Source organism: Corynebacterium sp. KPL1818, from assembly GCF_000478135.1.
Lineage (GTDB): Bacteria > Actinomycetota > Actinomycetes > Mycobacteriales > Mycobacteriaceae > Corynebacterium > Corynebacterium accolens.
Genome location: NZ_KI515758.1, coordinates 595,839 through 622,532, shown reverse-complemented (window position 1 = coordinate 622,532; position 26,694 = coordinate 595,839). Strand labels below are relative to the sequence as shown.

Sequence of the window (26,694 nt, the reverse complement as noted above, 5' to 3'; positions counted from 1 at the left end):
CTACATCGCAATAAGCCCGCGGATGCCTTCAAAGAGGATAACCACGCCGAGGAACAGGAAGACGATGCCACTGACGATGTCCACCCACGCCGAGTTCTTGGCCATCCACTTCGATACCGCGCGCGTGCTCAAGCCGACGCCGACGAAGAGCACCAAGCTTTCCAGTACCAGTACCGCGGCGACGACGACGTTTCCGCCCACGCCCATTCCTGGGTCGATGAAATTGGCAAAGATGGCGCCGAAGAAGATGACCACCTTGGGGTTGGAAAGATCGCAGACCAACCCCATGCGGTAGGCCGTCTTTGCCTTGATGATGCCGTCCGGGGTGAATCCGCGCGGTTGGGGTGCCTGCTTTTCCGTGCCCACGACGGTGGCGGGTGCGCGCCGTTCCCGCAGGCCGGAGGAAATCGCGCTATAGGCCATCCACAGCAGATAGCTGCCGCCTAGGACCTGCAGGAGCACCAGGATGCCCTCATGCGTAGAGATCAATGCCGAAAGCCCGGCGAGCGACGCGATGGTCCAGAGGGCAAGGCCTGTCGTGCTGCCAATGGCCACCCACACCGCCGCGCGGGTGGACCGCGCACCCAGGCGGATAATCTGCACTACATCCGGCCCCGGCGAAGCCATGGCCGCGAACCATACGCCCATCAGGGTCACAAGGGCACCTATAGCCACCTAACACCTCCACATTCGTATGCATTTTTACTAACGCATTCAACTGTAGGAAGTGTCTCACCTGCAGCGAAACAGGTAACTACTGTGACTTCAGCAGCGCGGTGGCGCCCTCCCCGGCCATCACCACACCGAGCAGGCCAAAGACGAGGCCTGAGACCATATCGATGCCGGCGGAATACCGCGCCGTCCACCGCGCGGCCGCGCGCACGAGCAGCGCAAAGGCGGAAAACCACGCGAAGGACATGGCCGCGAGGATTAACGCCACCGCGATAGTCCACCCCACGGACATATCCGGGCGGATGAATTGGGCGAATACCGCACCGAAAAATACAAGAGCCTTGGGGTTCGACAGGTTAGTCACCAGCCCCAGCTTGAAGGCCCGCCAGTTGGTCATGTCTTCGACGTCGGCATCGCCAGCCGCCCGCGCCTGGTCCGCATAGTCTTCCGTGTCCACCTCGCGGGCGGGTGCGCGCCGCGCGGCTAACCCACTGCGCAGGGACGATACGCCCATGTACAGCAAGAAAAGCCCACCGAGCAATTGCAAGATGCTCAGCACGCCCGGCCGCGCCGTAATTAGCGCCGATAACCCGGCCAGGGAGGCGACAATCCAAAAGACCGTCCCGCTAAATACCCCCACCGCGCACAATAGCCCGGCGCGCGTGGATCGTGGGGCCACGCGGATGACCTGCACGATATCCGGGCCCGGAGACACCAAAGCCGCGAGCCAAATCCCCATCAGGGTAAGAAGTGAGGAAATGGTCATGAACTAGATCCTTGTACCAGATAGAGGTTTCAGTCTGTAAATAATAGTAGTGAAGTGTCCCGAGTTTTGTTCCTAGGCATTTGCCTTGATTTCTATTATTCCCTGTTGCGGGTTTTTCTTCCACAATTCGGTTTCCGCCTCGGCCGGGGTTCGGTATCCCAGGCTTTGGTGGATCCTTGTCTCGTTCCACCATGACACCCACTCGAATGTCGCGATTTCTACCTCGACAACGTCATTCCACCTGCGAGTATGGATGAGCTCGTTCTTGTAAGAGCCGTTACGTTTTCAGCTAGAGCATTGTCGTAGGAGTCACCGACAGTCCCAGTAGAAGCGACAATCCCGTGCTGGGCAAGTCGCTGGTTGTAGACAACGCTGACGTACTATAAGCCGTGATCCGAATGGTGAATAAGACCTGTTGTTTCCCTCGCACACTTGGGTCGCTTGGTTGAGTGCTTGCAGCGGTAATGCCTGAAGTGCGCATCGAGTCCGATAATGCCCATCCGACGATCCGTCGGGAGTAAACGTCAGTGACAAACGCGGTGTACACAAAGCCTTTCTTCGTACGCACGTAGGTAATGTCGGCCACCCACAGCCTGTTTAAGGCCCTGGGCTTTGAACTCACGCTCCACCAAGTCTGGGCGCAGATCCGGCACGTTGAGGTGTACGGGTTGTGATAGGTGATCCGCCTTTGCCTTTGCCAGAAACACCGGCTAGGCGCATCAGCCGGGTAGCGTGTTCACGACCGATATCTATTCCGTCACGGTCAAGTGCATGCCACATTTCCCGCACGCTTAAGACACCGTCATTATCCCGATGAACAGCACCAATGCGTTCAATTAGCACAACCGTCACGAAGGCGACGAGCACTTAAGCCCTCGGGCTTTGGACTGGCGATAACCACGCGAGGTGATAAACCCGCCAGCCCGGTTATTTTTCAACGTCTTGCAGATGAACTCGACAGAGAAATGATTGCGGTATTTATCGATGAACCGGATCATAATCGAGGCTTGGGGCCTGGTCGTGAGGCGAAAAAGCTGACGCAGCCTTCAGCAACTCATTGGTATCTCGAAGCTGGTGATTTTCACGGCGTAGCCTGGCATTTTCGGCAGCCAAATCTTCAGGAACAGGTTCTGGGGTGTTTCCCGCACGACGAGCAGACTTAAGTCCATAGACGAGCCGTGTGCCATGAAACCCCAACTTTGCAGCTACTGCCTGGCACGCGGGGCGCATCGACATGTTTTCCGCCAAGATACGATCCTCTACAAGACGGACCACACGGTCCTTCGCATCTTGGTCAAATTTTCTTGGCATATTCCAGATTTTCCCATCTACTCAAACGGAACAAAACCTGGGACACTTCACGTGTGAGAAGGTTTCGTGCACAACTAGTGACATGAACTTTTTATTGCTCGGTGGTACCGGTTTCCTTGGAGGACACATAGCGACTGCAGCAGTCGAGCGAGGACATGAAGTTACTTGCCTTGCAAGGGGTAACGGGAAGGTTCCCAACGGAACTGACTTTGTGAGTTCGGACCGTGACCGTGACGGTGCGTACGATGAGGTTGCGGGGAAAACGTGGGACACCATTGTGGATCTGACGAGTCAGCCGAAGCATGCGCGGGATGCGGCGGCGAAACTCGAGGCCAAGCATCGTATATTTGTGTCCTCGAGCAGCGTATATGAGGATCAAGGAAGTATTTCTTCTGAGTCTGATTCCGTAGTCGCTCCGCTTGAAATTGACTACATGAAGAACATGGGGCAGTACCCAGCCGCAAAGTCTGCTTGCGAAACGATTTATCGCAGCACAAATCGGTCGGTAATGGTAGTTCGATCCGGTCTGATCGCCGGCTACGGCGACGAAACAGGGCGCAGTGGTTACTATCCGTGGCGCTTCGCGCATCCCACAGGTGAGAACGTGATCGTCCCAGACCCGGCGTTTCCCGTCGCTATGATTGATGTGAAAGACCTTGCAGGCTGGATAGTTGAGTCTGCAGAAGTTGGGACTTTCGGAACCTTTAACGCTACGGGGTTTGCTACTTCCTTGTCCGATGTGTTCAAGATTTCGCGTGAGTTAACCGCATCGGAGGCTACGGAACGGTTACGTCCACTAGTGTGGTGTAACGCTTGCTGATGGTGGGCCCCGGAAAGTAGTGGGCGGCCACCGCCAGTTAACCTTTCGACTCAACTACCACATCTCACCGAAAGGCCTATGACGATGACCGCTGCACCGCATTCTATCGACCCGACAGCCTATCTGGATGATCTGCTCGCCCAAGCATCTCCGGATTTGATGCGCCAGATGCTGCAAGGGTTTATCAACCAGATCCTCTCCGCCCAGGCTGACACCGTCTGCGGCGCCGAATACGGAGTTGTCTCCACCGAGCGGGTCAACCACCGCAACGGGTATCGCCACCGCGACCTTGACACCCGTGTCGGCACGATCGACGTGGCGGTGCCGAAACTGCGCCACGGTGCGTTCTTCCCAGACTGGCTGTTAGAGCGCCGTACGCGTACAGAACGGGCCTTATCGACTGTGATCGCCACGTGCTACCTCAAAGGGGTTTCCACCCGCAGGATGAATGATCTGGTGGCAACACTTGGGATTTCCAGCATGTCGAAATCGCAAGTCTCACGCATGTCAGAAGAACTTGACGACATGGTCGCAGACTTCAAAAATCGCCCACTAGACCCCGGCGGGTACGCCTTTGTGTCGTGCGACGCGCTCACGATCAAAGTCCGTGAAGGCGGCCGGGTGGTCAAATGTTCAGTGCTGCTTGCCACCGGAGTCAACGCCGACGGGTACCGCGAAATGCTCGGCATGCACGTCGCCACCGCGGAATCCAACGCGTCGTGGAAAGGCTTCTTCCAGGACTTAAAAGCCCGCGGACTTACCGGGGTATTCCTTATCACCAGTGATGCCCACGAAGGCATCCAGCACGCCATTTCCGAAGTGCTGCCCAATGCGTCGTGGCAGCGGTGCCGCACCCATTTCGCGAAGAACCTCTACGAAAAGGTCCCGAAAACACAATGGCCGATGGTCTCTGCGATGTTCCAGACGATCTTCCAGCAACCTGACGCCACATCCACCTGGGCACAAGCCCGCGAAGTCGTCGACCTGCTGGAGCCGAAATTCCCTCACGTCGCGGCGTATTTGGAGGAATCACTCGATGAAGTGCTGGCGTTTACCGCAGCTCCGAAACCAGTCTGGACGAAGGTGTGGTCAAACAACCCCACAGAACGGTTAAACCGAGAGATCCGCCGGCGCACCGACGTCGTCGGCATCTTCCCAAACCGTGAATCCATCATCCGGCTTGTCGGTGCGGTCCTAGCCGAGCAACACGACGATTGGATCCAACAAAAACGCTACATGTCACTGACCGCACTCGAACACACCAAACACCTCATGCACCACCCAGAAGAACATCGTGACGACCACCACCAGCTAACCGCCTAACCAAACCCCGAACTTCATATCGAGCCGAAAGCACAAACGGCTACACCACTACACGGGACTTGACTCAACGCTGATGAGGGTGGGGTCTTTTGTCAAACACACTGCCCAGGTAGTCGCGGGCTGTGTCGATGAGACTCGACAGCACTCTGAATAGATGTCCGTGGTATCAAGGCCGCTGAACTATTCAAGTTGCGGGACGAAAAGAGTCTCGCAGTGACGCTTGGTCCCTGAGCAAGTTCGATCCTTCCACGATCTGCACTGGAGACGCCAAGCGCTCGGGGCCCTTGACCGGCTGGGGCACGTGCCGGGTGGTGGCTCGCCCACAGCCCCCGTGCCCACACGCACCGAGAACGGACAGGCCACCGGGTACGATCCCAATTCCACGGAGACGGACCGTGAACTCGAATGACGTTCCTGGCCCAAGGTGTGTCCGCTCGGCGTGTGGTTTAACCCTTATGAGACTTGCCGGTCACAGCCTCAGCGCTTCGCTTGCGCAGCCCGCAGGCCGTTCAAGATCACGATCACTTCGGCGACCTCGTGAACCAACACGACGGCGGCCAGGCCCAGCACGCCGCTGATCGCCAGTGGCATCAACACGATGATGATGGCCAGAGACAGCACGATGTTCTGGTTGATGATCCTGCTTCCTCGGCGGGCGTGCTGCAGCGCCTTCGGGATTAGCCGGAGGTCGTGGCCGGTGAAGGCGACGTCAGCGGACTCGATCGCGGCGTCAGAGCCGGTCGCTCCCATCGCTATGCCCACCGTCGCACCCGCCAGTGCCGGCGCGTCGTTGATGCCGTCGCCGATCATCGCCGTCGGCGTCTTGGAGGAGAATTCGGCGACGATGCTTGCCTTGTCCTCAGGGCGCAGCTCGGCGCGCACGTCGTCGATTCCGGCGATTCCAGCCAGCGCCCGGGCGGTGCGAGAGTTGTCGCCGGTGAGCATGCTTACTTCCACGTCGTTGGCGTGCAGGGCCTGCACGGCTTCGGGCACCTCGGGCCGCAACTCGTCACGGACCCCGATCGCCCCGGCGAGAGCGTCATCGACGGTGACCAGGACGCAGGTCTGGCCCTCGGACTCCATGCGCTCAACGTCTGCTTTCAGTGGCCCGGCGTCGATCCATCGGGGGCTGCCCACCAGCACCCGTCGGCCTTCGACGGTGCCGCCGATGCCATGCCCAGCTTCCTCGCTGATGTCCGAGGCGGTGGGCGCTTCGGGCCCCGCTGCCGCGATCGCCGCAGCGAGGGGGTGTGTCGATTGCTGCTCAACTGCTGCCGCGAAGGAAAGCACCTGCGGCCGATCGAATCCGTCTGCCGGGACCACTCCGGTAACCTCAGGCTGATTGCGGGTAAGGGTTCCGGTTTTGTCCACTGCCAGGTGACGGATGCCGCCGAGTCGCTCGAACGCCGCGCCGGACTTGATAACCACTCCGAACTGGCTGGCCGCGCCGATCGCGGCCACGACCGTCAGCGGCACGGAGATTGCCAGCGCGCACGGCGACGCTGCGACCAGGACTACCAGCGCACGGATGATCCACGTCTCAGGGTCGCCCAGCAGCGAGCCGATAACGCCGACCAGCACCGCCAGGATCATCACCCCGGGCACTAGGGGTTGGGCAATCCGGTCGGCGATCCGGGCGCGGTCGCCCTTTTCCGCCTGCGCTTGCTCGACTAGGTCCACGAGTGTGGTCAGCGAGTTGTCCGTTCCAGCTGCGGTCGTCTCGACCTCCAGCACCCCGGCGGAGTTGATCGCTCCCGCAGGCACTTCGTCGCCGGGCGCAACCTCCTCCGGAATGGATTCTCCGGTGATCGCTGAGGTGTCAAGGCTGGAGCGCCCGGACCGAATGATGCCGTCCGTGGCGATCCGCTCCCCGGGGCGCACGAGCATTAGCTCGCCAACCTCGAGGTCCTTCGCTACGACCTCGGCCGCTGTGCCGTCGCGCAGCACCGTCGCGGTCTGCGGTACCAGCTTCAACAGCGCCCGCAGTCCGCCTTGGGCCCGGTCCATCGCCTTGTCTTCCAGTGCCTCGGCGATCGAGTACAGGAACGCTAGCGCCGCGGCCTCTCCGACGAATCCGAGGATCACCGCACCGACCGCGCTGATCGTCATTAGCAAGCCAATGCCGAGCTTGCGCTTCATGACAAGGTTCCGGATCGCTCCAGGCGCGAACGTGTAAGCGCCCAACAGCAGCCCAACCCAATACAGTACCGTCGCGGGCGTCTCCAAGTCGGACCAGTCCAGCGCCAGTCCTGTTATGAGGGCTACGCCGGAGAAGATCGGCAGCAGTAGCTCAGGGTCCTTCCACCATGGCCGATCGAGCTCGTCGATCTCCGTGGCGGGTTCGTGTTCGCATCCACATGCTGAACTCATACGTCCGCTCCTTTCTCGCCGCAGCCGGGCACCGAGCACTCAGTGTCGATGCAGGGGGCATTCTCGTCGACGGCCAGTGTCGCGTTGACTAGCGCTTCGAGCGCTGCCGCGAGGTGCGGATCGGCGATTTCGTAGCGGGTTTTACGGCCCTCCGGCTCAGCGACGACAATGCCACAATCGCGCAGGCAAGACAGGTGGTTCGAAACGTTCGAGCGGGTCAGATCCAAGCTTTGCGAGAGCACAGCCGGGTAGCTCGGACCGTCTAGTAGGGTTATCAGGATTCGGGAGCGCGTCGGATCAGCCATGGCCCGGCCGAGCCGGTTCATGACGTCGAGGCGCGAAGCAATAGTCAGCATATGCTGAACTATACAGTGTTCGGTGAACTATTTAAAATGGGCTGAACTAACAGTCACGCGAAAGTCCTGCGACCTGCAAGAATTAGTCGATGGGATAGGCGATGACTGGTCCTTCACGGTTCGGCTGCCAACAACGAGGGGGCGACGTGGGCGGCGAAATTCTCCAGAATCTTCACGTGAATGTCCACACCCACCCCTGTGGGGATGGTGATGAACAGGGTGTCGGCGGACATGACGGCGGCGTAGGTGCGGCCAGCGACACTGACACCAGGTTCTCCCTCAAGGGCTAGACACTCACGGACATTGCGTACGGGTCGAACCACACGTAGCGAAGCTTTCTAATAGCCAAATGACTAACTCTTTTCGCTGGTATCCGGGAATGATACTTCCTTGAAGTCGGCGGTGTTGGCTACCCCACGTACGAAGTACTGGAACTGCTGCTTGGAAACCACTTAGGTCTACGAAGCCATAGCCTTCAAGCTACATCGCAGGAAAATTCCATTTCACGGTCGGTATGGGCCTTTTGCAGTTGGTTAATTCGAAATTCGTTCACCATCTCCTTAGCCACCCGCACGATTAACGCGGTGTTTCGCCATCTTCGCGCGCGGCGAGCAGCTCCTTCAGGTGCGTATCGATGTCATCGAGCTTCTTAATAACGGCAACGGCGAAAACGATACTAATGACTACAGCGATAATGCTGAGCATCACTGACCTCCTTTACTCTGGCGCTTCATTCCAGCTTCATTCCATTGGGGCCGATTCCTTGCCCGGCGATTAAATCATGGTTCTGGCCAGGCGGAGGGGTGCGCGGTGGGGAAAGGGGGACGTCGGCAAGCAAAAGCGCCGCGCCCCACAATGGGAAACGCGGCGCTAGAGCAATCCCGCGGGAGGGTGCTTAGTGGTCAGCGCCCTGGATGGAGTGCTTGTGATCGCGGACTGCTTCGCCCTCAGCGTAGAGCGGCATATCCTGCTTAGCCTTGTACCACTCGGCGTGGTTCGGCTCGAGCGGCGTGCGGCCGGCAATAAGGTCCGCAGCCTTCTCGCCCACCATCATAGTTGGGGAGTAGATATTGCCGTTGGGAACCGAGGGGAATACGGAAGCATCGGCAATATACAGGCCATCGATACCCCATACGCCCATGGTCTCTGGGTTCACCACGGCCATGGGATCGGACTCATCGCCCATCTTGGCGGTGCAGGATGGGTGCAGTGCGGTCTCGCCGTCATTGCGGACCCACTCCAGGATTTCCTCATCGCTCTGGACCTCTGGGCCCGGGCTGAACTCGCGGGCGCCAACTTCCTCCATTGCCTTGGTATCCAGCAAGGAGCGGGCGACGCGGACGGCTTCTACCCATTCGCGGCGGTCCTGCTCGGTGCGCAGGTAGTTAAAGAGGATGGAGGGCTTTTGCCGGATATCGGAGCTCTTGATGTGCACGTGGCCCTTGGTATCGGAGAACATCGGGCCGACGTGCCACTGGAAGCCGTGCTTAACGTCGGCCTTTTGGCCGTCATAGCGCACCGCCATGGGCAGGAAGTGGAACATCAAGTTCGGGTAGGCCTCATCCTCGTTGGAGCGCACGAAACCGCCGCCCTCAAAGTGCGAGGTGGCCACTGGGCCCTTCTTCGTCAGCAACCACTGCAGGCCCATGAACGGCCAACGCCACTTATCCAGGTAAGGCTGGGAGGATGCGGTGGACTTGGTGGTCTCGTACTGGATGTAGACCTCGAGGTGGTCCTGCAGGTTTTCGCCGACGCCTGGCAGGTGCTTGACGACGTCGATGCCGTGCTTTTCCAAGATCTCGCGGTCACCCACGCCAGAGACCTCTAGCAGCTGCGGGGTATTGATGGCACCGGCGGACAAGACGATCTTGTCTGCGAAAACGCGGTGGGTGCCACCCTGCCACTCGTATTCCACGCCCACTGCCTTGGTGCCTTCAAAGAGGATCTTGGTGGTAAATGCGCGGGTACGCACCTCAAGGTTGTCGCGGTCCTGGTTGGGGTACAGGTAGGCGCGGGCAGCAGACCAACGCTTGCCGTGCTTGATATTGCGATCGAAGGGGGCAAAGCCTTCCTGACGGTAACCGTTGACGTCATTGGTCAGGTTATAGCCCGCTTCTTGTACCGACTTAAATAGCGCCTGGAACAGCTGCGAGGTAGCAGGACCGCGGGACAGGTAGAGCGGGCCATCGTGGCCGCGGCGCGGATCATCGTCTTCTGCGGCAGCGGTGGTTTCCATGCGGTTGAAATACGGCAAGCAGTGGGCAAAATCCCAGTTATCCATGCCCGGGTTCTGACCCCACTTTTCGTAGTCCATGGGGTTGCCGCGCTGGTAGATCATGCCGTTGATGGAAGAGGAACCGCCAAGCACCTTGCCGCGCGCATGGTAGATGCGGCGACCATTCATCTCCGGTTCCGGATCGGATTCATACATCCAGTCATAGTTCTTTGCCCCGATGGGGAAAGAGAAACCGGAAGGCATGTGGATGAATAGGTCCCACAGGGAATCCGGGCGTCCGGCCTCAAGAACGAGCACGCGGGTGTCTTTGTCCTCGGTCAGGCGAGCCGCGATGACGGAGCCGGCAGAGCCACCGCCGACGACGACCACATCGCTGACCTCATCCGTCGCCCTCTTTGTCGAGCGCTTCTTAGTCAACTTATCCACAATACCCATAAATCCCCTTCCTTCTGTGAGCCATCTCACGCGTAGTTCTCGCCGTCTTTCGGGCGGATCCATTGTATCCTGCGCAAAAAATCTGCGCTTTTTCGCTTTCATTTATGCACAATAGCGCCCCCAGAATACACATCCGGTGGACGTTTTCCCAGATTAATGTATATTTACGGTGTTCGGATATGCATCTAAGTAGATGAAATCCGGGGTCTTTACGCATAGATTGCCCGCATATGATTTATGCCACCAACCTATCTCTCACCCCTCTTTTTCGGGGACTATGGGGCACTCGTGCGAAGGATTCGGTACTTAATCGATCAAGACTAGGAGAAGTAGATGGCTAACCTTGGTCCGCACGACCATGAGGAGTCCCGCACAGGGGACTCCGACACCTCTCTCGCTCGCTCCGCTGGGGATACTCGCTCAGCTGGGGACAAGGGCCGTAAACCGCGCAACCAAGTACGCGCCATCGTCGGCAGCTACAAGGCCGAAACCGGCGATGATGTCGGCGCCGATGAGGTGGCCGCGCCCAAGCCCAATTGGCCGGTCTTTATCATTTCCGGTGTCCTCATCATCGCCATGGCGCTGTACGCGGGCTTCGGGCAGGAGTCCGCGGCGAATACCCTCGCCAGCGTCACCGGATGGATCGGCACGAACCTGGGCTGGTTCTACGTCCTGACCGCCACCATCGCCGTGGTCTTTGTCCTCTACATCGCCTTTTCCAATACCGGCAGCATCCGCATGGGACCGGACCACTCCCGGCCCAAATTCAATACCTTCTCGTGGGTATCCATGCTCTTTGCCGCCGGCATCGGCGTGGACCTCATGTTCTTCGCCGTGGCCGAGCCGGTCACGATGTACATGGATCCGCCGGTGGGCGATGGCGAAACCATGGAGGCCGCCAAAGAGGCCGTGGTCTATGCCATGTTCCACTACGGGCTTACCGGCTGGGCGCTCTATGCGCTGATGGGCATGGCTTTTGGTTACTTCGCCTACCGCCTGAATATGCCGCTGGCTATTCGCTCGGCGCTGTACCCGCTCATCGGCAAGCGCGTGCACGGACCCATTGGTTCGGCCGTGGACATTGCCGCCATGCTGGGCACCGTCTTCGGCGTCACCGCCTCCCTGGGCATCGGCGTGGTGCAGCTGTCCTACGGCTTCCACCTCATCTTTGGCATCGAGCAGGGCCTGGGGCTGCAATCAGCACTCATCATCGTCGCGGTGGTCATCGCAACGCTATCGGCCGTATCCGGTGTGGATAAGGGCATTCGCTTCCTCTCTGAGCTCAACGTGTACCTGGCCATCGCGCTGATGGTTTACGTCGTGGTCTTTGGCAAGACCGCCTACCTCTTCGACGCCATCGTCACCAATATCGGTGACTACGTCTCCAAGTTCCCCTCCTGGACGCTGGAGACCTTCGCCTTTGCTGAGGACCAAGCCAGCGTAGATACCTGGATGCAGTCCTGGACCCTCTTCTTCTGGGCCTGGTGGATTGCCTGGGCGACCTTCGTCGGCCTATTCCTGGCCCGCATTTCCCGCGGCCGCACGCTGCGCCAGTTCATCCTGGGCACGCTGACCTTCCCCTTCCTGTTCATCCTGATGTGGATGTCCTTCTTTGGCAATACCGCCCTGGACATGGTGCGCTCCGGTGATTATCCGGAATTTGCGGAAAACGCCATCAACGTTCCGGAGCAGGGTTTCTATGACATGCTCCAGGAATTCCCTGGCTCCGCCATCGTCATCTTCCTGACCACCTTCATCGGCCTCCTGCTGTATATCACCTCGGCGGACTCCGGTGCGCTGGTCATGTCCAACTTCACCTCCCGCATCACGGATAACCGGCAGGATGGCGCCCGGTGGCTGCGCATTTTCTGGTCCATTACCGTCGGCGCGCTCACCTTGGCGTTGCTGCAGCTCGATGGCATTGCCACCGTGCAGTCCGCAACCGTGGTCATGGGCCTGCCCTTCGCGTTCGTGGTCTACCTCATCATGTTCTCGCTCTGGAAGTCGCTGCGCCTGGAAATCGTCCAGCGCGAGGCCCGGAAAACCGCCTTGCACGGCGCCATCAGCAGCCGCACCGAGCGCGAGCCGAGCGATTCCAACCTGTGGAAGAACCGCCTGGACCGCGCCAACTCCTTCCCCACCAAACAGGACATGGATGACTACCTGCGGGGAACTGCCGCCTACGCCCTCGAGCAGGTGGCCACGCAAATGCGCACCCGCGGCTATGACGCCATCTTGCTTACCAGTGAGCTTCCCGATGCCGAATTGCCCCAGCTCGATCTCGAGGTCCGGCTGCACAACGAGCGCCAATTCCGCTACCAGCTCTTCCCGGTTTCCGCGGAGCGACCGGACTTCTGCGAGGGCGACGGCGAGTACTACCGCCTGGAGGTCTACGACATGACCGGTTCGCTGGGCTATGACGTCTACGGCTACTCCGAAAACCAGATCATCAATAACGTGCTGGACCTGTACGAGCGCCACCTGGCATTCCTCTACATGCAGCAAAGCCAGCCGGGCGATTCCGATGTCTCCGATGGCGCCGAGCCGGAACGCACCTGGCGCGAAGATAGTTAAACTGGCGGGCAATACCGCCGCAATTAGAGAAAGGTTGCTTGCACTTTGAGCACCCAGAACACCTTGTTCGATCCCACGACCACCGAACTGCTCCAGGGCGTGCACTCCGGTGATGCCCCGAAGTCGCTCTTCATCAACGGCCAGTGGGAGGCCGCCCAGGATGGCGAGACCCGCACCATTATCTGCCCTGCCGATGGCTCCACCGTCGGCGTCGTCTCTGAGGCCTCCGAGGCAGATACCCTGCGTGCCATCCAGGTTGCACGTGAAACATTCGATAAGGGCGAGTGGGCCGCAACGCCGTCCGCCGAGCGCGGCAAGATCGTCATCCGCCTGGCGGATTTCATCCGTGAGCACAAGGAGCTTTTCGCCCAAGCCGAATCCGCGGATACCGGCAAGCGCTACGAGGAATCCCTGGGCGATATGGACGATATTGCCAATGCTTTCGAGTACTTTGGCACCTTGGCCCAGCACCAAGCTGGCCGCGTGGTCGACCCGCAAGATCCCAACCTGCGCTCACGCATCGATGCCGAGCCGGTGGGCGTCTGCGGCCTGATTACCCCGTGGAATTACCCGCTGCTGCAGGTGTCCTGGAAGGTAGGCCCGGCTCTTGCTGCCGGCAATACCTTCGTGCTCAAGCAAGCGGAACTGACCCCGCACACCGCGATGCTGCTCATGGCGGCGCTAAAGGAATGCGGCCTGCCGGATGGCGTGGGCAACCTCATCACCGGCGCCGGCGCTAACTGCGGCAATCCGCTCTCCCAGCACCCCGACGTGGATATGGTCTCCTTCACCGGCGGCCTCGTTACCGGCAAGCTGATTGCAAAGAACGCGGCCGAAACCGTCAAGCGCACGGCGCTAGAGCTCGGCGGCAAGAACCCGAACGTTATCTTTGCTGATGCCAACTTCGACGTCGCCGTGGATAATGCGCTCAACGGCGCCTTCTTCCACTCCGGCCAGGTCTGCTCCGCCGGCTCGCGCATCGTGGTGGAAGAGTCCCTGCACGATAAGTTCGTTGCCGCACTGGTCGAGCGCGCCGAGAAGATCAAGATCGGTGGACCCACCGATGACAAGGCCGAGACCGGTCCGCTTATTTCGGCCGACCACCGCGAGAAGGTAGCAGCCTACGTGGACAAGGCCCGCGAACAAGGCGCCAAGATCCTCACCGGAGGCCGCGCCGCCACCAGCGAGGACACCAACGGCCAGCACGGCACCGGCACCACGGATCTGGGCCAGGGCGTGTACTACCTGCCCACGATCATCGATGGCGCTACCCGCGAGATGGACTGCGTCCACGATGAGGCCTTCGGCCCGACCGTGACCATCGAGACCTTCACCACCGAAGAAGAGGCCATCGAGATCGCAAACGATACCGAGTATGGCCTGGCTGGCGCGGTGTACACCTCCGATGCCGGCCGCGCCGAGCGCGTTGCCCGCGCCCTGCGCCACGGCACCATTTGGATCAATGATTTCCACCCGTACCTGCCGCAGGCGGAATGGGGCGGCTACAAGCAGTCTGGCAACGGCCGCGAGCTGGGCCCCACCGGCCTTGCCGAATACCAAGAGCACAAACACGTGTACCAGAACCTGGCCCCTGCCGCATGGGATCAGTTTGGCCTGCAATAAGGCTCAAGCAGGAAGATAAAGCCTAGGCCCCGCCCCGCCGCTGCTCTTTGCAGAGGCCCGCGGGGCCTTAGCTTTGCGTGCGCGGCTTAATGGTCATCGTATCCACGTTGACGTGGGCCGGTTGGGCGGCGACCCAGCGGATGGCCTCCGCAATGTCTTCTGCCACGAGGTTGAGCTGGCCGTCATACACCTTGGCCGCGCGTTTCTCATCGCCCTTGAAGCGCACCAAGGAAAAGTCCGTGGCCACGCGGCCAGGATCAATCTCGGTAACGCGCACATCGTGATTTTCTAGCCGCAGCGCGCGGGAAATCACGCGCACGCCGTGCTTAGCGGTGTTATAGCCGGAACCGCCTTCGTACACGGTCCAGCCAGCAATGGAACCGACGTTAATAATTAGCCCGGAAAGATCTGGCACCCGCTCTAACTTGGGCATGAGCGCCTGAATCATGCGCACGGTGCCGAGCACGTTGGTCTCGTACATCCACTGCCAGTCCTCAATGGAGGTATCGACAAGCGGCTCCAAGCCCTTGGCACCGCCGGCGTTATTGACCAAAAGATCTACGCGGTCGAGGTGGGAGACGAACTTGGAAACAGAAACATCGGAGGTAACGTCCAGCTCATAGGCCTCGCCACTGATCTCAGAGGCAAGCTGCTGCAGGCGGTCTGTGCGGCGCGCGCCCACGACAACGTGCCAGCCGTCCTTGGCCAAAGAACGCGCGGTGGCCTCCCCAATGCCAGAAGAGGCGCCGGTTACTACTGCTACTTTCTTTTCACTCATGCACCCCATGCTACGCAGCGCGCGGTACGGTGCAGGGCCTTTTACTTAAAGTGCGTCCTCGAGCTCAGCAAGCAGGGAGTTTGCGCGCTCGTAGGAGTCATCGCTGGGACGGAATTCGCCATCGTTCCAGTCGGTGAAGATATTAAAGTCCAGCTGGTTGCGCAGCTGTGGCATGGAGAAGTTAGCCACGACATTGCGCCATGCCTCGACCGCGCGCACGCCACCGACGGAGCCATAGCCCACGAAGGCCACCGGCTTGCCCGCCCATTCCGCGCCGAGCGAGTCGTAGGCATTCTTGAACGGACCAGGCACGGAGTGGTTGTACTCCGGGGTCACGAAGACAAAGCCATCGCAGGCATCGACGGCCTTGGACCACTCCTGCACGTTGGCGTCATCGTACTGCTTATTCGCCGCACCCGGAACAACTTCGCTGGTAAGGATGGGAACATTGAACTTCTTGAGCTCCAACAGCTGGTACTCCACACCGTTCTCGCGGCCTTGGGCGAGGTCATTGACCCACTCGCCTACTGCCTGGCCCGCCGCCTTATCGCGGGTAGAGCCGATGATGATGCCAATTCGGGACATAAGAAAAACCTCTTTCCTTCAACCTTTATGTAACCCGCCCTAGCCTACCGCGCTCGCCGAAACTTGTCTGATGGTGATATTGATTCTGCCTTCCTGCAGCCCGCATCCCTCCGGCAGCGTGCCATCATTTACCCGCACGACCCCGTGGTAGGCAAAGCGCTTCGGCCCGCCAAAGACCACCAAATCACCCGAGCACAAAGTCACATCGTCCCAGGGCTTAGTGCGATTTTCGGTATGGCCTATGCGAAAAAGGGCCTCATCCCCAATCGAAAGCGAAATCACGGGCGCGGGCGATCCCTCAGAGTCATCCACGTGCATCCCCATCGCCGAGCCGGGCGGATAATAATTCACCAGCGCCATCTCCGGCACGAAGTTATCCACCCATGGTTCAAGCTCCGGGGCAACCTGGGCCGCCTGCCGCAGCGCCACCGGGGCCAATTCCCGCAAGCTATCCGGCACCGGCGGCACCCGCGTGCCTTCCATATTGTCCACGTACCGGTAGCTGGGATAATGCCAATAGCGACCAAGATGCAGCTGAAATACGCTCATCTGCCCACCCGATTTCAGCCGCGGCTGCACCATCGCCATCGGCGTATGCGCATACGCACGAGCAATCTCCCGCGTCTCTTCTACAAGGACCTTTTGCTTGCCGATGCCCACCCACCCCGGCACGTGCCCCACGCCCGGCGCGACGTACGCATTCGGCCGCGGCAGTGAATCAAAAAGCATTCCTCCACTCTAATCGCCACCGCCGTGGAGGCCTCTACAATGGCTCACATGGATGAACAAAAGCTGCACGACCTGCAACGCTACGGCACTTGGGAGCGAATGACGGGTGGGCAGTGGCACCTGCCGGGCATGGGGGACATCGACAAGGAGCACCAGCGCACCTTTGGGCTGATTGGGCAGTTCAACGATCTGCACAACACCGATAAGGAGCAGGCGCAGGCAATCTTGCGGGAGATCCTGCCGGAGGAATCACACGTGCCGGGGGCGCACGCGCCGCTGAATATGGAATACGGTTGCAATATCGTCTGTGGGGAAGGCGTCTTCATCAACTTTGGCAGCAGCATTTTGGCCCAGGCCAAGGTCACATTCGGTGATCGCGTGTTGATTGGGCCCAATTGCTCGTTCATTACGGTGGGCCACCCCGTCAACGATCACGCGATGCGCGAGGGCGGGTGGGAAATCGCCCACCCCATCACCGTGGGGCGCAATACCTGGTTTGGGGCCAATGCCACCGTCATGCCGGGGGTTACCATTGGTGAAAACTGCGTTATTGGTGCCGGCACGCTGGTGACCAAGGATATCCCGGATAATTCGCTGGTCCTGGGTACGCCCGGCCGCGTGGTACGCACCCTGGACGGCGATGAGGATTCCTGGGAGCGCAAGGATTTGGACGGCCCCGTGGAAGGTTTTGGGGCCGCGCAGTAAATGTTCGATCTCGCCAGCATTGGCGCGGGGCTGCCCGTAGCCAAGACCATCGATTCGCTGCCCCACACCGGAAACGTCGTCATTCAGGCACCGCCCGGCACGGGTAAAACCACGCTCGTGCCACCGGCGCTAGCCAATCATTCCGCAGGGCGCGGCAAGGTCATCGTCACCGCCCCGCGCCGCGTGGCCGTGCGCGCGGCCGCCCAGCGCTTAAGCACCCTCAGCGGCACCCCGGATAAGGTCGGTTTCGCCATCCGCGGCGAATCCCGCGCGGGCAGCGAGGTCGAGTTCGTCACCCCGGGCGTGCTGCTGCGCCGCCTGCTGAAGGATCCGGAGCTCGAGGGCGTGGCCGCCGTGGCCATCGATGAGGTTCACGAACGCCAGCTGGATACGGATCTAGTGCTCGGCATGTGCCTGGAGCTGGCCGAGCTGCGCGAAGACTTCCGCGTCATCGCCATGTCCGCAACGGTAGACGCGCAGCGCTTTTCCCAGCTCATGGGCGCGCCCGTCCACACCACAGAGGCGGTGACCTATCCCCTGGATATCCAGTACGCGCCACAGCCGGGGCGCGCGGCGGGGTCGCGGGAGTTTTACGGGGGCATCGCCAAGCAGGCGGCCCGCCAACACGAATCCACGCTGGTCTTCGTGCCCGGCGTGCGCGAGGTCAACCTAGTGTGCGAAGAGCTGCGGAGCCATAATGTTTTCCCACTGCACGGCAAGCAGACCACCGCGGAGCAAGATGCCGCGCTTTATACCGATGATCAGCGCATTGTGGTGGCGACGTCCATCGCGGAATCCTCGCTGACGGTGCCTGGCGTGCGTGTGGTGGTAGATGCCGGGCTGGCCCGCGTTCCCCGGCGCGATGCACAGCGCGGCATGTCTGGCCTGGTGACGGTCTCCACATCGAGGTCGAGCGCGGACCAGCGCGCGGGCCGTGCCGGCCGTGAGGCGCCGGGTACGGTCATTCGCTGCTATTCCCAGGACGATTACCAGCACTTTTCCCCGCACACTACGCCGGAGATCCTGTCCGCGGATCTCACGCAGGCTGCGCTGTTTTTGGATTGCTGGGGCGCGGGCCCGGATTTCCCGCTGCTCGATCCGCCGCCCGCCCAAGCCCTTGCGGCCGCGCGCGCCACCCTCGAGCGCATTGGCGCGACGCAGGAACTCGCCCTGCTGCCCACCGATCCCCGCCAAGGCGCGGCCCTTATCCGGCACGGCAGCCAGGCGGCGCCCACCATCGCCGCGCTTGCCGATGCCCCCACCAACACCACCGATCTCACCCGCCGCCCCGCACCGCAGAAGGAAATCAGGCGCCTGTCTCGCCTGGTGGAGGATCTCGGACCCGCTGACCCTGGCGAGGTCGTCGCCACCGCCTATCCCGAGCAGGTGGCCAAGCGCGTGGGCGAAGATTACCTGCTGGCCAGCGGCACCCGCGCCCGGCTACTGGATAACTCCGGGCTGGCCGGCTCGCCGTGGCTCGCCATCGCGGAGGTCACCCTCTCCAATGCCGGAAACCCCATCATCCGCACCGCCGCGCGCATCGCAGAATCCGCCGCACTGGATGCCATCGGCGTGACCGAAGAAACCCGCGCCTTCCTGCGTGGGGGCCGCGTGCGCGGGGTCAAAGTCCGGGCGGCCGGAGCAATTGTGCTGTCCGAAACCCCGGTTAAGATCACCGGCGATGCCGCCGCGCAGGCCCTTGCCGCCGGCATCCGCGAAGAAGGCCTCGGCCTATTTACCTTCAGCGAGAAGGCCCAGAGCTTAAAAGATAGGCTCCGCCACCTGCACGCGCACTACGGCGACCCCTGGCCGGAAGTCGATGCCGCCGATCCCGCCGAGTGGCTTGGGCCCGAGCTGCACCAGATTGCCGCGGGAACCCCCACCGCCAAAATAGACATGTACCCCGCCCTGCAGCGCCTGCTCCCCTGGCCCGAAGCCACCCGCCTGGACGAGCTCGCACCTCAGCGCCTGCCCGTGCCCTCCGGCCGCGATGCCAAGATCGATTGGTCGGGCGAGCGCCCCGTGGTCCACATCAAGTTGCAAGAATGCTTCGGCCTGGCCGAATCCCCGGAGTACTGCGGCAACCGCGTGCAATTTCACTTGCTCTCCCCCGCCGGCCGCCCGCTGGCGGTCACCGATGATCTTGCTAGCTTCTGGTCCGGCCCCTACGCCGGGGTGCGCGCCGATATGCGCGGACGCTACCCCAAGCACCCGTGGCCCGAGGATCCGTGGAATGCCATCGCCACCGCGCGGACCAAGAACCGGATGTAGCCTAACCCCATTGCTGCCAGGATAAATAGCAGCTCATGACCACTACCAAGGTAAGCAGGGCGTAGCGGATAAGCTTCGTCCCGCCGCTGAGCACCGTCCGCGCGCCCACCTGGGCGCCAAGAATATTGGCGGCGGCCAACGCGATGCCAAGGGTCCACCACACGTGGCTGCCAAGGATGAAGGTCACCAGCGCACCGAGGTTCGTGGCGGTATTGACCACCTTGGCCATCGCCGCGGATTTTAAGAAGTTCTGGGAGAAGATGAAGGTAAAGGCCATAATCAGGAACATGCCGGTACCCGGGCCAAAGATGCCGTCATCAAAGGAGATGGCCGCCACCGCCACAAGCCCCGCCCAGGTGCGCCATCCGCCGCGGATCCCGGGAGACTCGGTGGTGCCAAAGCTCGGCTTAAAGGTCACGAAGACGCCCACCACCACTAAGAGCACGATGATGAGCGGGCGCATGATCTCACTATTAAGATTCGCCGCCACACTCGCGCCCAGCCCGGCGCACACGAGGGCGATGAGGGCGTAGCGAACGAGCTCCCCTGCGGGCGGGCGCACCTTGCGCGCCAAGGTCACGGCCGCCGATGCCGTGCCGGATACCGCCGCGAGCTTGTTGGTGGCCAGCGCCGTTGCCGGCGCGAGCCCCGGAACCACGGCCAGCAATAGCGGAATTAGCACGAGGCCTCCCCCGCCGATGACCGCGTCGATCCAGCCTGCCCCCGCCGCTCCCACAAGGAGCACCGCCCACTGCGCCACGTCGATATCCATGAGGAGATCATAAGCCCCGCGGCGGGGAGGTCTAGACTCGATCGGAGACGAGCAGAAGATGGGAGAATACGTGGCACAGCGGCACTGGGGAATAAGCGTAGACACCCACACCATCCTGCGGTGGGGCATCGTCGTGCCCGTCTCCGTCCTCTTGGGCTGGCTTTTTAGCATGTGGCACGTGCCGGCCGCGTGGATTTTGGCCGCGATCATCGCCTCTGGCGCCATGGCCCTTATCACCGGTGAAGACCTCAAGGTCAACCGCAAATTTTATGGGCTATCGCGCGGATTCATCGGCATCATGGCCGCGCTGCCGCTGACGGTAGTTTCCTTCGGCCAATTGGTGGGATACCTGCCGGCTGCCATAACCATGTCCTTTGTCACCATCGCGTTGGGAATTTTTTGCGGCGTCATGCTGCACCGCCAGCGGCCACGGGACGTCTCCTCCGAAACCGGTATCCTGTCCATGCTTCCCGGCGGTGCCTCGCTCATGCCCGCGCTTGCCGATGAACTCGGTGCCGACTACCGCTACGTCGCGCTCACCCAATACCTGCGGTTATTGATCGTTTCCGTATCCCTTCCCGCCGTCGTGACCTTCCTCGATACGCCGGCCGGAAGGGGCGGTGACTTAAGGCTCGAGGCGGAAACCACCTGGTGGATCATCGCATTGGTGCTCGTTATCGCGCTGGTCGGCGAAAGCCTTGGTAAATTCCTGCACCTGCCCGCATCTGCCGTCCTCGGACCGCTGATCTTAACGGTGCTGGCCTCGTTCTTCCTGCCGGAGGGCCATACGTTAGAGCCGATCTATGCCTTTAAGGTCATCGCCTTTTTATCCATCGGCTGGGTCTGCGGCGGCGGGCTGTCGCTCCCCGCGCTCAAGGCCTTTGCCAAGCAGCTTCCCGCGACGATTCTTTCCATTGCCGCGGTCCTCGGCCTGTGCGCGGCCACGGCGTGGCCGCTGATGCACTGGCTGAATATCAGCTACTTCGAGGCCTACCTAGCCACCAGCCCCGGCGCGCTAGAAACCGTGCTCGCGCTCTCCGCGGAAGGCGGGGCTGGCCCCGTGGTTATCGCGGTGCAGCTCACCCGCCTCATCGCCGTGCTGGTCATTGCGGGGTACCTGCCGCAGCTCATCAGGGCCGTCAGCAAGTTTTCCACACGGCGCTAGCGTGCGCGGCTAGCCTGCGCGTTTAGTTATTGAGCACGGCCTCGCGCAGCACCGACATGGGCACCGAGCCAAGAGCCAGGGCCTCGGAGTGGAATTCGCGGGCGCTCATGCCCTGCTCTTCGGCGGCGGCGCGGGTTTCTTGCCACAGGCGCTGGCCCAAGGCATAGGACGGGGCCTGGCCCGGCCAACCCAGGTAGCGGTTGACCTCAAAGTTGAGGTTCGCATCATCCATGGCGGTGTTTTCGCGCATGTAGGTCTTCACGTGGGCCTTATCCCATACGCCGGATACGGTGCAGTCCGGTAGCTTCTTGCCCAGGTGCAATCCGATATCCACCACGACGCGGGCCGCGCGCAGGCGCTGGGCATCGAGCAGCCCCATCCGCACACCAGGATCATCCATGTAGCCCAGCTCGGCCATGAGCTGCTCGGCGTACAGGGCCCAACCCTCGCCGTGGCCGGAGTTCCAGGTAACTGCGCGGCGCCACAGGTTCAAATCCTCTTGCACCAGGGCAGAGCCCAGCTGCAGGTGATGGCCCGGCACGCCCTCATGGTGCACGGTAGTCAGCTCCTGCCAGGTGTGGAAGGTGTCCTGCCCCTCCGGCACGGACCACCACATGCGGCCCGGGCGCGAAAAGTCATCGCTGGGCGGGGTGTAGAAGATGCCGCCGGTGCCCGCTGGGTCGATGCAGCACTCGATCTCTTCGACTTCTTCCGGAATGTCGAATTCCTTGCCGTTGAGCTCGGCGATGACCGCATCGGCCTTGCTCTGCATCCACTCCACCAAGGCATCGGTACCGCGCAGGGTATAGCGTTCCTCGTGGTTCAGCTTGCGCATGGCAGAGCGCACCGAGCACTCCGGACCATAAAGCTCGTGCGCGATCTTCTCCTGTTCGCCGCGCAGGTAACGCACCTGGTCAAGGCCCCATTCATAGGCCTCGTCCAAGTCCACGGAATCGCCGACGAAAAGCTTGGAGAAACGCTCGTAACGCTCGCGGCCCACCGCGTCCTTATTAGAGGACTGCGGCTGCAGATCATTAGACAGCCAATCCGAGAACTCGCCAAAGGCCTCCTTCGCCTTCTTTACCTCGGCGGAGTCGGGGTCGAGGCCGAGGCCCTCGAGCATGGAGTCGGCATCGGCAAGCCGCTCGCACTGCACAATGACCTCAGAGATCTGGCGGTGCGGTGCCACCATGCCGTGGGAGGCCGCCTCCTTCAGGGACTCGCGGTAGCCATCGAGGGAACCCTTGACCTTGGACAGGCGGGAGCGAATGGCCTCGCGGTCCTCCTCGGTATCCTGCGGCATAAGCAACAGGGAATCCCGGATGGTCTGCACGGGCGAGGCAATATTATTAAGGCTGCGAATATCCTCGCCGTGATGGTGCAAATCCAGATCTAAGCAGAGACGATCCCGTAAGACGGCGGCGGTGACATAATCCACGTCATCAAAGTCATCCTCATCATCGGATTCATCGGTGGTGTCATCCAAGGCATCTAGATCCGCAACCATATCGCGGGTGCGATCAGCGACCGCCTCAAAATAGTCGGGGGAAAAATCCTGCAATTCGCCTTCAAAACCGTCAATGCCCCACGCGGTTGCATCAGTTGGGGATAGCTCGGCTAGGTCGTGAACGAAGTTATCGCACGAAGCGTCCAGTAGAGAGGGCTGGCGCTTAGCGGTCTGCTCAGAACTCATAAGAGGGAAGTCTAACCCTTTATCTTGTTGATAGGCCACCCAGCCCCACCCAAATGTTGCAAACTTGTTAGCTAATCGTTGTTCCACTTCGTGCCCGGGTAGTGCCACTGGGCAAAACCATCCAGTACGGCCGCGGGATTTTCCTCTATGACCAGTGCTTTTACAAAGCGGGGCAGGATGAAGCCCGCCTCAGCCATGGCGGCATACATGTCATAAAAGGGCTGCCAAAAACCTTCCACATCAACCAAGCCAACGGGCCCGCGAATGCTGCCCAGCTGTTGTTGGGTCAGTACCTCTGTCACTTCCTCCAACGTGCCCACGCCGCCGGGCAAACAGATAAAGGCATCCGCCAGCTGCTCCATCCGGGTTTTCCGCTCGGCCATAGAATCCACGACCTCGAGGCGGGTCAAGCCTGGGTGGGAGATCTCTAAATCCACCAGGGATTGCGGCATGACGCCAGTGACGGTGCCGCCGGCCTTCAAGCAGGAGTTGGCAACCTCACGCATGAGGCCGATATTTCCGCCGCCATAGACCAAGTTCAGCCCGCGACGGGCAAGCTCGCCGCCCAAGTGTTGTGCCGCTGCGCTATAGGCGGGCGAATTGCCCACGGCGGAGCCGCAATAAACCGCTACTGATTTCATGCGCCCCAGCATAGAGAATTTTCGGCCGACCTCCACCTTTAGACCATTCGGTACATACACCTATGAATAGATTAGACAAAGCAGTCTGTGACACATATACTTTCTTTCATGATCAAACCTGGCCCCGTGTTCACCCGCCCCCGTACACCGGCTGCTAAGTGCCTTCACCTGGTGCGCCTGAACCCGATCATTACCCGTAGTGAGCTGGTAGAAGCCACCGGACTCTCCCAGCCCACCATTACCCGCGCTACCACCGCGCTCCTCAACGCAGGACTCATCCAAGAGCGCACCGACCTCACCCAATCCCAGGGCCGGGGCCGCCCTACCGTTCCCCTCGAGGCCGCGGATAATAACTGGGTACTCGGCGGCATAGCCGTCGGCACCTCTGAGACCTACATCGGCCTCTATGACATCAAGGGCCGCACCGTTTCAGAAGAAGAGATTGCTACTCCTGTCGCCCGCCTGACGGAGGAAGACTTTCTTGAACACATCATGGCCGGCATCAACCGCATGATGACGGGCCTAGATCGCCGGCTCGTGGCCTTGGGGATTACCACCTCGGGCACCGTGGATGAAGAGGGCCTAGTCACCGCGGATAACCTGGGTTGGCACGGCGTGGATATCGCGGCGCGCCTACGCTTCCAATTTAGCGTTCCCGTGGTGGTCACTTCTGCCATTTCCGCCATTTTGGGCTCGGAGACCCAGGCTGCCGAGATTGGCACCTACGAGCGCGTGCTCCTGCTCTTCGCGGATGATTCCTTAGGATCTGCGCTCTCCGTCGATGACGAGGTCAATTCCATCATCCCGCTCCCGCAGACCCACTCTGACGTGCTGGGCCACGGCGCTTCCGAACACCTCTTGGCCACCCAGTCCATTCTGGAGGCCGTGCGCCGCCACGGTATCGAGGCCAATACCCTGCACGAGGTCGCGACCATCGCCGAGTCCAATTCAGCCGTGCGCGCCATTTTGGATGAGCGCGCCCGCCAGCTGGGCCAGATTACGGCGGACATGGTCCACGAATACGCACCAAAAACCGTGGTCATTGCCGGCGGGGCCTTTACCGGCGATTCCCGCGCGCCCCAGCTTTTTGCTTCCACCGTGCGCGATTCCGCCTCGGAGGATCTGGAACTGCGCATGATTCCAAGCCACAAAGAAATCGTGCGCGCCGTCGCCCGCACCGTGGCTACCGATCAGCTATTGCGCGAGCCGTTAGAGCTCGGCCGCTCACTCCAGACCGCGTAAAACCTCGCGCGCGGAGTCGATGCCGGTAAACAGGTGGGATTGCAACCCGCAATAGGTAGCGCCCTCGATGTAGTCAATGCGGTCATCGAAAAAGTGCGTGTCCTTAGGCTGCGCCGCGAGCGCGTCCACCGCCACCCGGTAGGCCTCAGGATGCGGCTTGGCCACCCCGATATCGCAGCTCAACGTTACCGCCGCACACTCTGCCAACCACGGGTGCTGCGCGCGCACCTGTTCCGCCAGGGTCGTGGGTATATTGGATAAAATCCCGACGCTAAAGCCCTCCCCGATGAGCCCTTTGACCAGCGCTACCATCTCTGAGTCCGCCTCGAGCAGGTACTGATTCTCGCAGGCCACGGCCCCAGCGCAGTCAATGGGCTCCATACCCGCACGGGCGGCTATCTCGTTCCAGTAGTGGCTATCGCTAAAAATTCCGGCATCGTAATCGGGCCGGAAATAGTTATAGGCCTCCCAGAATGCCTCCGGGTTCGCAGGCGCGAGGAAGCGCTCCAGTTCAACGTGCGCTTCCGGCGTGGCGGGGCGCAGCAGCACGCCGTACAGATCAAACAGCAACTTCGGCATAATGCGTCCAGTTTATGCGCGCCTAGTAGCTTGGGTCTGCACGGCCACAATCCCCACCGCGGTACCGGCGATAAAAATCACCAGCGCCGCCGTTGCCTGCGCCATCGGTAACACGATGAGCACGGCCAACGAGGCCAGAATCAGCATTCCACTCAAGGAATATAAGGAGCGGTTGACCAGCCCGCGCTTGCCGATGACCCCACACGCCAGCATCACCACCCCCGCAAACGGACTCAGCATGAGCGCCGCGGTGGTCAAAAAGATGCCGAGGGTCACGTGGCTTGAGATGACCGCAGCACCGATGATGAGGCTTAATGCCAATACCGCCAGGGTGGCAGAGAGGGTTGCTTTGAGGTGTGCAGACATACGTCAATCCTCCCACAGCAGCCCAGTGCTATGGGAGGATTGATTTAAATCTTGATGTGTTTGTTATTCACAACTTAGGAGTTGCGGTTAGCCAAACGGGAATCGATGCGCAGCAGGCCAGCGCCATCGTTGCCCACCAGCTTGATCTGGTCGATGATCTCAGAAACGGTGTCCTCTTCCTCGATCTGCTCAGCCAGGAACCAGTCAATGAGCTGACGGGAGTCCAGGTCCTGGATGTCAAGGGCAACGCGGGCGATCTCGCGGATCTGCTCGGAGACCTTCTGCTCGTGTGCCAAGGAAGCCTCGAACGCATCCAGCGGGGTGGCAGCCTTGATGGAGCCAACCGGGATATCGTTAAGCTCTACGCGGTAGCCGCGTGCCAAGAGGTGATCCGCAAGCTTCTGTGCGTGGACGCGCTCTTCGCTAGCCTGAGCCATGAACCAGTCGCGCATGCCCGGGAAGGACAGGTTGTCCATCTCGTAGGCCAGCTGGGTGTAGACCATAGCGGCGCCGTGCTCGTTAATGACCTGATTGTTTAGCAGAGTTTGCAGCTTCTCATCCATTGCTAAATCCTTTCTGTAGGAATCAATTAATTGGTTGTAGGCACTACAATACCCAAATAAAATCTCCCGTCTAGCAAGGTATGCTTAATCAAACCCGCACCTCAGGGGCATTTTTCAGG

The 26,694-nt window shown here is 60.8% G+C and carries 27 protein-coding genes and 1 pseudogene; 8 read left to right on the top strand and 20 right to left on the bottom strand.

Annotated features, from left to right (window positions below; all coding sequences use genetic code 11):
* The 6 genes and pseudogenes from HMPREF1261_RS02855 to HMPREF1261_RS12320 all read right to left on the bottom strand — a co-directional run bounded on the left by HMPREF1261_RS02855 (position 1) and on the right by HMPREF1261_RS12320 (position 2,749).
* The gene (locus tag HMPREF1261_RS02855; protein WP_232207992.1) at positions 1-648 is read right to left on the bottom strand and encodes a LysE family translocator; all 648 of its coding nucleotides are present in this window, start codon (positions 646-648) and stop codon (positions 1-3) included.
* Between the two features lie 106 nt (positions 649-754).
* Positions 755-1,438, bottom strand: a complete 684-nt coding sequence (locus HMPREF1261_RS02850) for a LysE family translocator (RefSeq protein ID WP_005276246.1) — start codon at positions 1,436-1,438, stop codon at positions 755-757.
* A gap of 72 nt (positions 1,439-1,510) precedes the next feature.
* A pseudogene (locus HMPREF1261_RS13255) lies at positions 1,511-1,705 on the bottom strand (integrase core domain-containing protein); the annotation flags it as partial.
* 22 nt (positions 1,706-1,727) lie between these two features.
* On the bottom strand, positions 1,728-1,985 hold the full coding sequence (locus tag HMPREF1261_RS13250) for a hypothetical protein (protein ID WP_284643540.1): 258 nt from the start codon (positions 1,983-1,985) through the stop codon (positions 1,728-1,730).
* A gap of 71 nt (positions 1,986-2,056) precedes the next feature.
* On the bottom strand, positions 2,057-2,218 hold the full coding sequence (locus tag HMPREF1261_RS13245; RefSeq protein ID WP_369707756.1) for a hypothetical protein: 162 nt from the start codon (positions 2,216-2,218) through the stop codon (positions 2,057-2,059).
* A 198-nt stretch (positions 2,219-2,416) separates the two neighbouring features.
* Positions 2,417-2,749, bottom strand: a complete 333-nt coding sequence (locus tag HMPREF1261_RS12320) for a transposase (RefSeq protein WP_198012716.1) — start codon at positions 2,747-2,749, stop codon at positions 2,417-2,419.
* Between the two features lie 82 nt (positions 2,750-2,831).
* Here HMPREF1261_RS12320 and HMPREF1261_RS02845 point away from each other — a divergent pair, with 82 nt between their 5' ends.
* Positions 2,832-3,569 (top strand): NAD-dependent epimerase/dehydratase family protein, encoded by a 738-nt coding sequence (locus tag HMPREF1261_RS02845; RefSeq protein ID WP_232018321.1) that lies wholly within the window; start codon positions 2,832-2,834, stop codon positions 3,567-3,569.
* Positions 3,570-3,653: 84 nt separating this feature from the next.
* Positions 3,654-4,892, top strand: coding sequence for an IS256-like element IS3506 family transposase (locus HMPREF1261_RS02840; RefSeq protein WP_023029897.1), 1,239 nt, complete (start codon positions 3,654-3,656; stop codon positions 4,890-4,892).
* A gap of 477 nt (positions 4,893-5,369) precedes the next feature.
* Here the strand turns inward: HMPREF1261_RS02840 and HMPREF1261_RS02835 are convergent, their stop codons facing one another.
* From HMPREF1261_RS02835 to betA, 5 genes are all read right to left on the bottom strand, one after another.
* Positions 5,370-7,262 carry a cation-translocating P-type ATPase gene (locus HMPREF1261_RS02835; RefSeq protein WP_023029896.1) on the bottom strand — a complete coding sequence of 631 codons (1,893 nt, stop codon included), beginning with the start codon at positions 7,260-7,262 and terminating at the stop codon, positions 5,370-5,372.
* Positions 7,259-7,618 carry a helix-turn-helix transcriptional regulator gene (locus HMPREF1261_RS02830; RefSeq protein ID WP_023016478.1) on the bottom strand — a complete coding sequence of 120 codons (360 nt, stop codon included), beginning with the start codon at positions 7,616-7,618 and terminating at the stop codon, positions 7,259-7,261. The genes HMPREF1261_RS02835 and HMPREF1261_RS02830 overlap by 4 nt, the downstream gene beginning before the upstream one ends.
* A 113-nt stretch (positions 7,619-7,731) precedes the next feature.
* On the bottom strand, positions 7,732-7,941 hold the full coding sequence (locus HMPREF1261_RS13240) for a hypothetical protein (RefSeq protein WP_023028085.1): 210 nt from the start codon (positions 7,939-7,941) through the stop codon (positions 7,732-7,734).
* Positions 7,942-8,194: 253 nt separating this feature from the next.
* Positions 8,195-8,323 (bottom strand): hypothetical protein, encoded by a 129-nt coding sequence (locus tag HMPREF1261_RS02820; protein ID WP_005280591.1) that lies wholly within the window; start codon positions 8,321-8,323, stop codon positions 8,195-8,197.
* A gap of 190 nt (positions 8,324-8,513) precedes the next feature.
* Positions 8,514-10,289, bottom strand: coding sequence for a choline dehydrogenase (betA, locus tag HMPREF1261_RS02815; RefSeq protein ID WP_023029895.1), 1,776 nt, complete (start codon positions 10,287-10,289; stop codon positions 8,514-8,516).
* Positions 10,290-10,622: 333 nt separating this feature from the next.
* Here betA and betT point away from each other — a divergent pair, with 333 nt between their 5' ends.
* Both betT and HMPREF1261_RS02805 read left to right on the top strand, forming a co-directional pair.
* Complete coding sequence (gene betT / locus HMPREF1261_RS02810) at positions 10,623-12,863, top strand: choline BCCT transporter BetT (RefSeq protein ID WP_005276214.1); 2,241 nt, start codon at positions 10,623-10,625, stop codon at positions 12,861-12,863.
* 45 nt (positions 12,864-12,908) lie between these two features.
* Complete coding sequence (locus tag HMPREF1261_RS02805; RefSeq protein ID WP_023029894.1) at positions 12,909-14,486, top strand: aldehyde dehydrogenase family protein; 1,578 nt, start codon at positions 12,909-12,911, stop codon at positions 14,484-14,486.
* A 67-nt stretch (positions 14,487-14,553) separates the two neighbouring features.
* On the opposite strand, the gene HMPREF1261_RS02800 is transcribed toward HMPREF1261_RS02805, so the two are convergent.
* The 3 genes from HMPREF1261_RS02800 to HMPREF1261_RS02790 are packed head-to-tail and all read right to left on the bottom strand — an operon-like array spanning position 14,554 to position 16,578.
* Positions 14,554-15,273 (bottom strand): SDR family oxidoreductase, encoded by a 720-nt coding sequence (locus HMPREF1261_RS02800; RefSeq protein WP_023016473.1) that lies wholly within the window; start codon positions 15,271-15,273, stop codon positions 14,554-14,556.
* A gap of 36 nt (positions 15,274-15,309) precedes the next feature.
* Entirely contained in the window at positions 15,310-15,849 is a 540-nt protein-coding gene (locus HMPREF1261_RS02795; protein ID WP_005280576.1) for an NADPH-dependent FMN reductase, read from the bottom strand.
* Between the two features lie 39 nt (positions 15,850-15,888).
* The gene (locus tag HMPREF1261_RS02790) at positions 15,889-16,578 is read right to left on the bottom strand and encodes an alpha-ketoglutarate-dependent dioxygenase AlkB (RefSeq protein ID WP_023016472.1); all 690 of its coding nucleotides are present in this window, start codon (positions 16,576-16,578) and stop codon (positions 15,889-15,891) included.
* Between the two features lie 39 nt (positions 16,579-16,617).
* Here HMPREF1261_RS02790 and HMPREF1261_RS02785 point away from each other — a divergent pair, with 39 nt between their 5' ends.
* Together HMPREF1261_RS02785 and hrpB are read left to right on the top strand one after the other, a co-directional pair.
* Positions 16,618-17,283 carry a sugar O-acetyltransferase gene (locus tag HMPREF1261_RS02785; protein ID WP_023016471.1) on the top strand — a complete coding sequence of 222 codons (666 nt, stop codon included), beginning with the start codon at positions 16,618-16,620 and terminating at the stop codon, positions 17,281-17,283.
* Positions 17,284-19,554, top strand: a complete 2,271-nt coding sequence (hrpB, locus tag HMPREF1261_RS02780) for an ATP-dependent helicase HrpB (protein WP_023029893.1) — start codon at positions 17,284-17,286, stop codon at positions 19,552-19,554.
* A 1-nt stretch (position 19,555) separates the two neighbouring features.
* On the opposite strand, the gene HMPREF1261_RS02775 is transcribed toward hrpB, so the two are convergent.
* Positions 19,556-20,326 (bottom strand): TSUP family transporter, encoded by a 771-nt coding sequence (locus HMPREF1261_RS02775; protein WP_023029892.1) that lies wholly within the window; start codon positions 20,324-20,326, stop codon positions 19,556-19,558.
* 58 nt (positions 20,327-20,384) lie between these two features.
* Here HMPREF1261_RS02775 and HMPREF1261_RS02770 point away from each other — a divergent pair, with 58 nt between their 5' ends.
* Positions 20,385-21,491 (top strand): AbrB family transcriptional regulator, encoded by a 1,107-nt coding sequence (locus tag HMPREF1261_RS02770; protein WP_023029891.1) that lies wholly within the window; start codon positions 20,385-20,387, stop codon positions 21,489-21,491.
* Between the two features lie 22 nt (positions 21,492-21,513).
* On the opposite strand, the gene HMPREF1261_RS02765 is transcribed toward HMPREF1261_RS02770, so the two are convergent.
* Positions 21,514-23,184: a DUF885 domain-containing protein gene (locus HMPREF1261_RS02765; protein ID WP_023029890.1), complete on the bottom strand. Its 1,671-nt coding sequence runs from the start codon at positions 23,182-23,184 to the stop codon at positions 21,514-21,516.
* Positions 23,185-23,255: 71 nt separating this feature from the next.
* Positions 23,256-23,825: a TIGR00730 family Rossman fold protein gene (locus HMPREF1261_RS02760; RefSeq protein WP_034658012.1), complete on the bottom strand. Its 570-nt coding sequence runs from the start codon at positions 23,823-23,825 to the stop codon at positions 23,256-23,258.
* Between the two features lie 108 nt (positions 23,826-23,933).
* Between HMPREF1261_RS02760 and HMPREF1261_RS02755 the strand changes: the two genes are divergently transcribed.
* Positions 23,934-25,067, top strand: a complete 1,134-nt coding sequence (locus tag HMPREF1261_RS02755) for an ROK family transcriptional regulator (protein ID WP_023029888.1) — start codon at positions 23,934-23,936, stop codon at positions 25,065-25,067.
* Here HMPREF1261_RS02755 and HMPREF1261_RS02750 read toward each other — a convergent pair.
* The 3 genes from HMPREF1261_RS02750 to HMPREF1261_RS02740 all read right to left on the bottom strand — a co-directional run bounded on the left by HMPREF1261_RS02750 (position 25,050) and on the right by HMPREF1261_RS02740 (position 26,575).
* On the bottom strand, positions 25,050-25,646 hold the full coding sequence (locus HMPREF1261_RS02750; RefSeq protein ID WP_005280553.1) for an HAD-IA family hydrolase: 597 nt from the start codon (positions 25,644-25,646) through the stop codon (positions 25,050-25,052). The genes HMPREF1261_RS02755 and HMPREF1261_RS02750 overlap by 18 nt on opposite strands.
* A 12-nt stretch (positions 25,647-25,658) precedes the next feature.
* Positions 25,659-26,012 carry a hypothetical protein gene (locus HMPREF1261_RS02745; RefSeq protein ID WP_005280551.1) on the bottom strand — a complete coding sequence of 118 codons (354 nt, stop codon included), beginning with the start codon at positions 26,010-26,012 and terminating at the stop codon, positions 25,659-25,661.
* A gap of 74 nt (positions 26,013-26,086) precedes the next feature.
* Positions 26,087-26,575, bottom strand: a complete 489-nt coding sequence (locus tag HMPREF1261_RS02740) for a ferritin (RefSeq protein ID WP_005276181.1) — start codon at positions 26,573-26,575, stop codon at positions 26,087-26,089.
* Positions 26,576-26,694 lie beyond the last annotated feature (119 nt).

What these genes read in the sequence shown, in the direction of transcription:
- HMPREF1261_RS02790 (WP_023016472.1), bottom strand. Translation starts at nt 16,578, where the DNA reads ATGCTTTTTGATTCACTGCCGCGGCCGAATGCGTACGTCGCGCCGGGC.
- hrpB (WP_023029893.1), top strand. Translation starts at nt 17,284, where the DNA reads ATGTTCGATCTCGCCAGCATTGGCGCGGGGCTGCCCGTAGCCAAGACC.
- HMPREF1261_RS02740 (WP_005276181.1), bottom strand. Translation starts at nt 26,575, where the DNA reads ATGGATGAGAAGCTGCAAACTCTGCTAAACAATCAGGTCATTAACGAG.
- HMPREF1261_RS02800 (WP_023016473.1), bottom strand. Translation starts at nt 15,273, where the DNA reads ATGGGGTGCATGAGTGAAAAGAAAGTAGCAGTAGTAACCGGCGCCTCT.
- HMPREF1261_RS12320 (WP_198012716.1), bottom strand. Translation starts at nt 2,749, where the DNA reads ATGCCAAGAAAATTTGACCAAGATGCGAAGGACCGTGTGGTCCGTCTT.
- HMPREF1261_RS02760 (WP_034658012.1), bottom strand. Translation starts at nt 23,825, where the DNA reads ATGAAATCAGTAGCGGTTTATTGCGGCTCCGCCGTGGGCAATTCGCCC.
- HMPREF1261_RS02830 (WP_023016478.1), bottom strand. Translation starts at nt 7,618, where the DNA reads ATGCTGACTATTGCTTCGCGCCTCGACGTCATGAACCGGCTCGGCCGG.
- HMPREF1261_RS02785 (WP_023016471.1), top strand. Translation starts at nt 16,618, where the DNA reads ATGGCTCACATGGATGAACAAAAGCTGCACGACCTGCAACGCTACGGC.
- betA (WP_023029895.1), bottom strand. Translation starts at nt 10,289, where the DNA reads ATGGGTATTGTGGATAAGTTGACTAAGAAGCGCTCGACAAAGAGGGCG.
- HMPREF1261_RS02855 (WP_232207992.1), bottom strand. Translation starts at nt 648, where the DNA reads ATGGGCGTATGGTTCGCGGCCATGGCTTCGCCGGGGCCGGATGTAGTG.
- HMPREF1261_RS02750 (WP_005280553.1), bottom strand. Translation starts at nt 25,646, where the DNA reads ATGCCGAAGTTGCTGTTTGATCTGTACGGCGTGCTGCTGCGCCCCGCC.
- HMPREF1261_RS02755 (WP_023029888.1), top strand. Translation starts at nt 23,934, where the DNA reads ATGATCAAACCTGGCCCCGTGTTCACCCGCCCCCGTACACCGGCTGCT.
- HMPREF1261_RS02775 (WP_023029892.1), bottom strand. Translation starts at nt 20,326, where the DNA reads ATGGATATCGACGTGGCGCAGTGGGCGGTGCTCCTTGTGGGAGCGGCG.
- HMPREF1261_RS02820 (WP_005280591.1), bottom strand. Translation starts at nt 8,323, where the DNA reads ATGCTCAGCATTATCGCTGTAGTCATTAGTATCGTTTTCGCCGTTGCC.
- HMPREF1261_RS02845 (WP_232018321.1), top strand. Translation starts at nt 2,832, where the DNA reads ATGAACTTTTTATTGCTCGGTGGTACCGGTTTCCTTGGAGGACACATA.
- HMPREF1261_RS02850 (WP_005276246.1), bottom strand. Translation starts at nt 1,438, where the DNA reads ATGACCATTTCCTCACTTCTTACCCTGATGGGGATTTGGCTCGCGGCT.
- HMPREF1261_RS02765 (WP_023029890.1), bottom strand. Translation starts at nt 23,184, where the DNA reads ATGAGTTCTGAGCAGACCGCTAAGCGCCAGCCCTCTCTACTGGACGCT.
- HMPREF1261_RS02770 (WP_023029891.1), top strand. Translation starts at nt 20,385, where the DNA reads ATGGGAGAATACGTGGCACAGCGGCACTGGGGAATAAGCGTAGACACC.
- betT (WP_005276214.1), top strand. Translation starts at nt 10,623, where the DNA reads ATGGCTAACCTTGGTCCGCACGACCATGAGGAGTCCCGCACAGGGGAC.
- HMPREF1261_RS02795 (WP_005280576.1), bottom strand. Translation starts at nt 15,849, where the DNA reads ATGTCCCGAATTGGCATCATCATCGGCTCTACCCGCGATAAGGCGGCG.
- HMPREF1261_RS02745 (WP_005280551.1), bottom strand. Translation starts at nt 26,012, where the DNA reads ATGTCTGCACACCTCAAAGCAACCCTCTCTGCCACCCTGGCGGTATTG.
- HMPREF1261_RS13245 (WP_369707756.1), bottom strand. Translation starts at nt 2,218, where the DNA reads ATGTGGCATGCACTTGACCGTGACGGAATAGATATCGGTCGTGAACAC.
- HMPREF1261_RS02840 (WP_023029897.1), top strand. Translation starts at nt 3,654, where the DNA reads ATGACCGCTGCACCGCATTCTATCGACCCGACAGCCTATCTGGATGAT.
- HMPREF1261_RS02835 (WP_023029896.1), bottom strand. Translation starts at nt 7,262, where the DNA reads ATGAGTTCAGCATGTGGATGCGAACACGAACCCGCCACGGAGATCGAC.